Raw genomic sequence first — 7,897 nt, forward strand, 5'->3', positions numbered from 1 at the left:
CTACTATGAAAACCCAGCCCATTTAGGATCATCGCTAAGACGGCATCACCATGCGAAACCTTGTGCTCGGAGTACTTAGGAATGATACGGTCGATAATATCTGGTAAGCCAATTTCATGACAGAAAGCAGCGATTAGCCTAGGTGATCGAGACGTTTAATAACAGGTTGAGGAGCAGGCATAATAAGCGACCGTTAAATAACAGTAATAGATCAAAACTGGGGACCACGGTCAAGAGGTCTGTGACACTAAAATCTGTAAATGATCGCTAGATCACACTATTTTAATTCATTAATTGGCTGCGGAATGACGGCACAATGACTTGTGGCGTTTTTTTTGAATCATGGCAAATTGCGCGCCTGCCAATATCAACGTTAAATCATTCATACCACGCAATGCCGCTCGCGCCGATCCACTTTCCACCGCCATTTCTTCTAGGCGATATCGACGCATGTTAAGCCAGCAGGATCCCGCCCAACGCAGGAAAATCCTCCACCGCGCTTGACCCTCATAGCAACCGCCAGTCATCATGCTCTACCCATTTTCACGCTTAGTGTGCGGTCATGCGTCTTGAATACACCGGCCCGATGCCAGAATGTATCGGATTTCTCTTGCTACCCCGTTTTTCAATGATGGCCTTTTTCTCTGCCGTGGAACCGCTGCGTATTGCCAACCAGATAAGCGGCCAACCGCTGTTCGATTGGGAAATGATCAGTGAAGATGGTAAACCAGTGAAAGCCTCCAACGGTATGTCATTGCTGGCCGATAAAGCGATTGATGCAGTGCATGACCTACCCTCGCTGGCTGTGTGTAGCGGCTTTGATCCTGAAGCTTATTTAAGCCGCCCCTTAATGCGTTGGTTGCACCGTCTTGATGCGGCAGGGTGCGCGCTCGGCGGACTCGATACCGGCTGCTTTTTGCTGGCCGCTGCCGACCTACTTAAAGGAGAACGCGTTACTTTGCATTGGGAAAGTTTACCTTCGTTTCAAGAGCGCTTCCCGGAGGTGAAAACTTCAGATGAGCTGTTTGAGCTCGGACCACGGCGCTTCTCATGCGCAGGGGGTGCGGCAGCGATGGACATGGCGCTGGATGTGATTGCACGTCGTCACGGCAACCAATTGGCCATCGACGTCTCTGAGCAACTGGTGCACGAGCGTATTCGTACTCGGCGCGATCAGCAGCGCATGACACTCGCCCGCCGTTTAGGCACCCATCGACGACGTCTGGTCGACGCGGTAGATGTGATGGAGCGCCATATAGAATCACCCCTGTCTTTGGCCGAGGTGGCTCAACGCAGCGGTGTGTCACTTCGTCACCTACAACGGCTTTTTGACAGCGAGCTAACCCAGTCACCACGAAGCTGGTATTTGGGGTTGCGGCTAGAGCGTGCCCATTACTTGCTAAAAGAAACCGATCTTGATGTGTTATCCGTGGGGTTGGCGTGTGGTTTTAGCTCAAGCTCAAGTTTTTCCCGCGCGTTTCGCAGCCACTACGGCGTGTCACCGCGCCAGATGCGTAAAGCGCAAGACCAGTAAAAAAAGCCGCTCACCCCACTACCTTAATCGGCAACGGAGTGAGCGGGTAGCGGGTATCACGTTCAAAGCGTCACAGGACAACGCTTCACGCCGCTATTTTTTAGCGGCCACTAGCGAGTGGCGCGATTCACCGAATAGTGAGATCAGCACCCCGGCGGTCATCACTAGGATCACCACGCTCAGTGGCAAGGCGGCGGCGATCAATGCCGTCTGTAGCGCTTTAAGGCCACCGGCCATCAGCAGCGTTGCCGCGACTAAGCCAATCACCACGCCCCAAAGCACCCGGAAACGCTTCGGTGGCTCTTCATCACCCAGTGACAAAATCGTCGTCAGCACCAGGGTGCCTGAATCAGACGAGGTCACAAACCAGCTCATCAACAAGAACACCATCAAGGCCGAGAGTATCCAGCCGAACATCCCAGAGCCTACGATGCCATCGGCTGCCGCAAACAGAGCCGCAGGCAACTCCCAAGCATTGACCAAATCGATAATCCCGGCGCTACCGACCCCACCACTGGCATGGAGCTCTTGATAGATAGCATTGCCGCCGAAAATCACCAGCCAGACAAAGATCAGTAAGGTGGGTACAAACAACACGCCCAGCACGAACTCACGTAGCGTCCGCCCTTTGGAAATACGCGCAATAAACAGACCCACGAACGGTGCCCAAGCCAGCCACCAGCCCCAATAGAAAATGGTCCAGGCCTGCTGCCACTCCACCGTGCCAGGCTCATCGGCAAACCACAGCCCCATCGGGATAAAGTTAATTGCATAGTCGAGCAAAGTCTCGCCAAACGCGCTGATCAGCCAAAGTGTGGGGCCGCCAATCAAAAAGATACCGACCACCAACACCGACACCCAAATGTTCATCTGCGAAATAATACGGATCCCGCGGCGCACCCCGGAGACTGCGACATAATCGAGATCACCGAAATCACTGCAATCAAGATCAATTGCGTCGACAAACCGGAGGTGATACCGATCAGGCGCTCCAGCCCCACCGCCATTTGACTGACGCCAAGCCCGAGCGAGTCGCGACGCCGAACACACAGCCCAGCACCCCGAGGATATCGAAAAGATGCCCCCAGACGCCGTAGATTCGCTCGCCGATAAAAGGATAAAGCGCCGATCGCAGCGCCAAAGGCAGTTGCTTACGGTAGGCAAAATACGCCAGCGACATGCCGACAATCACGTAGATGGCCCAACCATGCAGACCCCAATGGAAAACGGTGACCCGCAGCGCATCGATCGCACGCTCGTAGCCAATGGCGGCCGCGCCAGCCATATCCGCGTGAGGGTTGTTGGGGTAGCCAAATCCGCCGGTGTTATCGAGGTAAAAAATCGGTTCGGCGACCCCAAAAAACAGGATGCCGATACCGATGCCAGCAGAGAACAGCATCGAGAACCAAGAGAAGTTACTAAACTCCGGACGGCTGTCGTCAGGGCCAAGGCGTACATTGCCGTACTTACTGAAAACGATAAAACCGCACACGGTCAATAACAGCATCACGGTGATCAGGTAATAACCACTAAAGGTGCTTTCAATCCAAGTGCGCGTCGCACCAAACAGGACGCTGGCCGTCTCCGATTGAAAGCCGGTGAATAACACAAAAGCGAGCACCAGCAGTGCAGAGCAAATGGTCATGCCACGGTGCATGCCTTGGAAAAAGCCATCCTGAGCAAGCTCGGTGACGGTATAATCGGTCGATACTTCAGCTTGGTGGCTGTCACGACGCTTGGGTGAGTGTGGTGGGGTTGGCGTAGCGATAATAAATCCTCCTTGAGCCGGAAGTCGGGCCGGCGATCCCGTTAACCGTTCAGCCTCTACTGAGCGGGACTTGATAACTCTTTAGCGCCCGATGGCAACGTGGTTCAATGCCGCTTGGGTAACCCGATACGACGGCCGGCACTCTCGGGCCAATCACTCTCAACCGCGCAAGGCAGGGTCTTGATGAGGCTGGCGACAGCGTCTGGAAACGGCGCGGGGCGACCGGTTTGCGTGTCGATGCCCATCAGCATTTGCTCGCTGGTAGCCAGCACCTCACCTTGGGTATCAAACATTTGCATAAACACATGCAGGCGCTTTTGATCACGCGCCAACACGGTCACGTCAACCACCAAGGTCTGCCCTTGATGGGCTTCACGTCGGTAGCACAAATGGGTTTCGAGGGTATAAATCGTGTAGTGATGTTGGGTGCGGCCTGCGTCATCCAAGCCAATGGTGGCCATTAGCGCATCAACACCCAGCGAGAACACACGCGCGTACTCGGCATCGTTCATGTGCCCGTTATAATCGACCCATTCTGGCGCCACGTCTATCTTTAACAGTGCCATTAGATGCGCCCTTCCAAGCCTTCAGCTTCGGGCCAGTACTTCTGCGTCAAGTCTAAAAGCTCGACCAAGAAGGCATCACGGCGACGATCTAGCTCAGAGACCGGACGGCCCGCCGCTTGGAATTCACAGCCTTCAACCACTTTATCAATCAGCTCATCGGTGAGCTCAGGCGCTTCGAGCTTGGTCCACGGCAGTTTTAGCGCCGGGCCGAACTGCTCTAGCATATGGCGCATGCCCTGCTCGCCGCCGGCCAGATGGAAAGTTAAGAAGGTGCCATCAATGACCAACGCAGACCACAGCCGTAAACCACCGCGGCATCAATCTCTTCGGTGGTGGCCACCCCATCGTTAACCAGGTGCAAGGCTTCACGCCATAGCGCTTCCATCAAGCGGTCCGCAATATGCCCCTCGATTTCGCGCTTGACCACCAAGGGACGCATTTCCAATTCTTGGTAGAGTGCATGGGCGCGATCAATCTGACCCGATTGAGTGGCCTCACCGCCGACCAGCTCGACTAGCGGCAGCAGATACACCGGATTAAAAGGATGTGCGACGATGACGCGTCCGGGAAGATGATCACAATCACTCTGCAGCTCGGTAGCTTAAAGCCAGACGTCGATGAGCCAATAATCGCGTTTGGCGCCGCAGCCGCATCAATTGCCGACAAGGTCTCACGCTTTATATCAATGCGCTCCGGCACGTTCTCTTGAACCAGATCGGCCTCTTTCACCGCCTGCTCAAGGCTATCAACAAAGGTTAACCGAGCGGGATCCGCGCCTTCGGCGAGGCCCAGCTTTTCTAACGATGGCCAGGCATTGGCCACGAACGCACGAGTACGAGTAGGCGCTTGTGGGTCAGGATCATAGGCAACCACGTCCCAGCCACGCGCCAAAGCGCGCGCAATCCAACCATTACCAATCACGCCGGTGCCGATGACCGCTAATTGCTTGCTCATTGGTCACCTCCTTCAACCGGCTTACCGGTTTTAGGGTCAACCAGTTTCAGCGCGGCGCGCGTTTGTGCAGGGGTCATAATACGACCGCCAAGGTTCTCAATGATGGTGCTCGCTTTTTCTACCAAGCCGCCGTTAGTCGCCATCACCCCTTTTTCTAGGTAGAGGTTATCTTCCAAGCCCACGCGGGCATGGCCACCCAGCAACATGGCTTGTGCGACCATCGGCATCTGATGGCGACCAATTCCAAACGCCGCCCAGTTGGCGTTTTCCGGCAGTTTATTGCGCATGGCCAGCATGGTTTCGGTGTCCGCTTCTGCGCCCCACGGAATCCCTAAGCAAAGCTGAAACAACGGATCGCCCTCCAGCAAGCCTTCTTTTTGCAGCTGACGCGCAAACCAAACATGGCCTAAGTCAAAGCACTCCAGCTCTGCTTTCACGCCCGCGGCCTGCACCATCCGCGCTTGCTCGCGCAGCCAGTCAGCGGTGTTAATGTACACCATGTCGCCAAAATTCAGGCTGCCGCAATCTAAGGTACACAGCTCAGGCAATAGCTCGCCCACTGGCGCATGACGCTCGGCTGGGGTTTGCATATCAGAGCCCGGGCCACCACGGCTTGGGTTTTGGTCATCCGGCACCCAATCCCCACCACCACCGCCGGTGATGTTCATGACAATATCGACGTCTGATTCGCGAACACGTTCCATCACCTCACGGAAGTGATCAATGTTGTGGCTAATGCCGCCCGTTTCAGGGTCACGCACGTGAATATGAGCGACACTGGCACCAGCACGCGCCGCCTCAATACAGTTGTCGGCAATCTGTTTTGGCGTAATTGGCACATTGGGGTTTTTGCCCGTGGTATCGCCCGCACCGGTGACGGCGCAGGTAAGAATGACGCTGCGATTCATGTTCGGCCTCTTGTCGCTTGATTAAACTGGCCACAGTGTGTCGAGAATACCAAGCCACAACTTGACACCAAGCGACATAAAAGACACATTAAGCGACATTGTGAGTTATTAGCAGACTGACGGAATGGCACAAACAAATCACAGTAGAGGTCTAAACGTGATAGCAGTTACCGATGATAAAACGACACTCCCATTTGACCCAGCAGCGTTCTTGGACAATCAAAAAGCACTTCAAGCTTACTTAGACGAAGCGGTGCAAACGGGCGATCCCGCATTTATCGCCGATGCACTCGGTGTGATCGCACGCGCCAAAGGAATGACAGATATCGCTAAGCAAACCGGTCTTTCACGAGAAACGCTCTACCGCACACTCAGCCAAAAAGGCAATCCTAACCTCAAGACACTGATAGCGATTGTGAATGCGTTAGGGGTGGCGTTGAGGCTTGGTGACTCGAAGTCACAGAGTTCATAGTGACTATAGCGGCGGTGTCAAAAGCTGGATGTCACTTCGCTCAACATACTATGAATGAGCAAGCCCGCACTAAAAAATGCGGCTCTGGCTGGAGTAACGCAAAAGGACAAGTCGACGTCATTTTGGCGTTGGAAATGGACAAAAACGTGTTTTGGAAATCAAACATTAGCAAATAACTAATAACTTCAGGTATGACAAATAGCTAAACCTGATAGAAAAACTGCCACCAAAAAGCAAAAGACAAGACCTTACCCTATTGGTTTTTACTCTGGAATATGCAAGCATATTGACTTAAATTATTTTATATGAATCAGATGTATAGTAAACTACAAAAAATTACAACAGATGAAACGGAAGCATGTCAGAGAATACCCCCGCTAGCCCTAGCATCTACAAGATAATCTTTTTTGTAAGCTTAATCACATGCTCACTTTTTTGCATTGTGCTACTGGCGTTACTCGTATGTTTACCTTCCCCATCACTGCTATCTTACCTTGCTATGCCGACTCAGTTGCACTTGCCAATGCTGATAATATCAACGACCCATTCACATCCCATATTATTGGTGACTTAGTCAAGAGTGGGACATTAATCAGCCTTAAAGATGTCTGGTCATTTCAAACTGGCTTTTATCAAACAATAATCACCGTCCTTATAGCTATTAATGGTTTGATCGCTGCAATATCCGTGATTTACATCAAAAGTACATCAGAAGAAAAAGCTGAAGAAATTACAAAAAAATATATGCATAGTGATACATTCAATCACGTACTCAATGCAAAAGTCGAGAATGAAGCAGAATCACGGCTTCGAGTTGTACAAAGCGATCTAAATGCTACTGCTGGTGATTTTGAAAGGTCATTAGGGACTGTCGATGAAGCTCTAGAACGATTGCAACTTTTAGAAACAGAAAACCAAAGCCTACGCCAACAAATAAAGGTCATTTCGGAACGTGTAGCTCAGTTAGATATATCCGAATCTGAAGGCAAAGAATCCCTACTTGTCAAAAAGGAGCAATAGATGGCATTCGTTAGAAAATCTGTTAGAAAAGCTCAAACAACTACAGAATTTGAAGATTTGTCTACACCTGAACATCTAATAGCACTTGCTGAAGACAAGGGCTTAGAAACGTGACCCTGTCAATGTATCTGAATTAGCCAAACATCTAGGGATTACAGTTAGATACGAGCCGATGCAAGATGAAGAATCAGGCTCGCTTAAAAAAGAGAAAAAGTCAGGCCGTTGGGTAATGACCGTTAATTCATTACACCATCCGCATAGGCAAAGGTTTACAATAGCCCACGAAATTGCACATCGCATTCGCCATGCTGCTAACAATGATTGCTTTGAAGATACAACGTTCTTTAGAAATGGAGAAACAAACTGGATGGAAGCTGAGGCCAATGATTTTGCGGCCTCACTATTGATGCCTAAAGATGCTTTCGATAATTTCATAGCCAACGTATCATCAAAGGTTGAAGATGTTGCTATGCACTTCCAAGTATCTTCTCATGCAGTTCGAATTAGAGCCAAAGTTCTTGGTTATGACGGACACAATCTATGAGTGAATTTTTCTATTTCCCGATCATAAAAACTAGAGATGGCGAACTCCGCTGTTTTGAAAACATCAATGATGATGATTTTTCAAAGATTTTGCCAATTTACGAACTAACCAAATCGAGAAAAACAAAAAAA

General features: G+C 51.2%; 10 protein-coding genes and 2 pseudogenes. 4 read left to right on the plus strand and 8 right to left on the minus strand.

From position 1 onward, the window contains the following. Window positions 1-181: pseudogene (locus DZ54_RS24365) on the minus strand (DUF4277 domain-containing protein); the annotation flags it as partial. A gap of 109 nt (window positions 182-290) precedes the next feature. Continuing rightward, the gene (locus DZ54_RS25300; protein ID WP_164831610.1) at window positions 291-452 is read right to left on the minus strand and encodes a hypothetical protein; all 162 of its coding nucleotides are present in this window, start codon (window positions 450-452) and stop codon (window positions 291-293) included. Between the two features lie 110 nt (window positions 453-562). On the opposite strand from DZ54_RS25300, the gene DZ54_RS0115000 reads away from it, so the two are divergent. Continuing rightward, complete coding sequence (locus DZ54_RS0115000) at window positions 563-1,534, plus strand: GlxA family transcriptional regulator (RefSeq protein ID WP_025674956.1); 972 nt, start codon at window positions 563-565, stop codon at window positions 1,532-1,534. Between the two features lie 93 nt (window positions 1,535-1,627). Here the strand turns inward: DZ54_RS0115000 and DZ54_RS27590 are convergent. The 6 genes and pseudogenes from DZ54_RS27590 to DZ54_RS0115020 form a co-directional block, all read right to left on the minus strand. Continuing rightward, window positions 1,628-3,191: pseudogene (locus DZ54_RS27590) on the minus strand (BCCT family transporter). A 215-nt stretch (window positions 3,192-3,406) separates the two neighbouring features. Continuing rightward, window positions 3,407-3,868, minus strand: a complete 462-nt coding sequence (locus DZ54_RS0115010; protein WP_025674957.1) for a thioesterase family protein — start codon at window positions 3,866-3,868, stop codon at window positions 3,407-3,409. Then, complete coding sequence (locus DZ54_RS26350; RefSeq protein ID WP_240474038.1) at window positions 3,868-4,155, minus strand: hypothetical protein; 288 nt, start codon at window positions 4,153-4,155, stop codon at window positions 3,868-3,870. The genes DZ54_RS0115010 and DZ54_RS26350 overlap by 1 nt, the downstream gene beginning before the upstream one ends. Beyond that, window positions 4,131-4,460, minus strand: coding sequence for a 3-hydroxyacyl-CoA dehydrogenase NAD-binding domain-containing protein (locus DZ54_RS26915; protein ID WP_338057069.1), 330 nt, complete (start codon window positions 4,458-4,460; stop codon window positions 4,131-4,133). The genes DZ54_RS26350 and DZ54_RS26915 overlap by 25 nt, the downstream gene beginning before the upstream one ends. Continuing rightward, the gene (locus DZ54_RS26360) at window positions 4,382-4,822 is read right to left on the minus strand and encodes a 3-hydroxyacyl-CoA dehydrogenase NAD-binding domain-containing protein (RefSeq protein WP_276202064.1); all 441 of its coding nucleotides are present in this window, start codon (window positions 4,820-4,822) and stop codon (window positions 4,382-4,384) included. The genes DZ54_RS26915 and DZ54_RS26360 overlap by 79 nt, the downstream gene beginning before the upstream one ends. Beyond that, window positions 4,819-5,730, minus strand: a complete 912-nt coding sequence (locus DZ54_RS0115020) for a beta-keto acid cleavage family enzyme (RefSeq protein WP_025674958.1) — start codon at window positions 5,728-5,730, stop codon at window positions 4,819-4,821. The genes DZ54_RS26360 and DZ54_RS0115020 overlap by 4 nt, the downstream gene beginning before the upstream one ends. 157 nt (window positions 5,731-5,887) lie before the next feature. Here DZ54_RS0115020 and DZ54_RS0115025 point away from each other — a divergent pair, with 157 nt between their 5' ends. From DZ54_RS0115025 to DZ54_RS22275, 3 genes are all read left to right on the plus strand, one after another. Next, window positions 5,888-6,202 (plus strand): addiction module antidote protein, encoded by a 315-nt coding sequence (locus tag DZ54_RS0115025; RefSeq protein WP_240474033.1) that lies wholly within the window; start codon window positions 5,888-5,890, stop codon window positions 6,200-6,202. A gap of 423 nt (window positions 6,203-6,625) precedes the next feature. Next, window positions 6,626-7,222 carry a phosphohydrolase gene (locus DZ54_RS22270; protein WP_240474034.1) on the plus strand — a complete coding sequence of 199 codons (597 nt, stop codon included), beginning with the start codon at window positions 6,626-6,628 and terminating at the stop codon, window positions 7,220-7,222. 172 nt (window positions 7,223-7,394) lie between these two features. Continuing rightward, entirely contained in the window at window positions 7,395-7,766 is a 372-nt protein-coding gene (locus DZ54_RS22275) for an ImmA/IrrE family metallo-endopeptidase (protein ID WP_240474035.1), read from the plus strand. The last annotated feature ends 131 nt before the right edge of the window (window positions 7,767-7,897 follow it).

Origin of the sequence: Salinivibrio socompensis S35 (assembly GCF_000513715.1) — a bacterium.
In the GTDB taxonomy this organism is placed as follows: Bacteria; Pseudomonadota; Gammaproteobacteria; order Enterobacterales; family Vibrionaceae; genus Salinivibrio; species Salinivibrio socompensis.

Bases quoted from the DNA above. Each gene is read 5' to 3' on its own strand.
- DZ54_RS25300 (WP_164831610.1), bottom strand. From the start codon at position 452: ATGCGTCGATATCGCCTAGAAGAAATGGCGGTGGAAAGTGGATCGGCG.
- DZ54_RS0115000 (WP_025674956.1), top strand. From the start codon at position 563: ATGCGTCTTGAATACACCGGCCCGATGCCAGAATGTATCGGATTTCTC.
- DZ54_RS0115010 (WP_025674957.1), bottom strand. From the start codon at position 3,868: ATGGCACTGTTAAAGATAGACGTGGCGCCAGAATGGGTCGATTATAAC.
- DZ54_RS26360 (WP_276202064.1), bottom strand. From the start codon at position 4,822: ATGAGCAAGCAATTAGCGGTCATCGGCACCGGCGTGATTGGTAATGGT.
- DZ54_RS0115020 (WP_025674958.1), bottom strand. From the start codon at position 5,730: ATGAATCGCAGCGTCATTCTTACCTGCGCCGTCACCGGTGCGGGCGAT.
- DZ54_RS22270 (WP_240474034.1), top strand. From the start codon at position 6,626: ATGCTCACTTTTTTGCATTGTGCTACTGGCGTTACTCGTATGTTTACC.
- DZ54_RS22275 (WP_240474035.1), top strand. From the start codon at position 7,395: ATGCAAGATGAAGAATCAGGCTCGCTTAAAAAAGAGAAAAAGTCAGGC.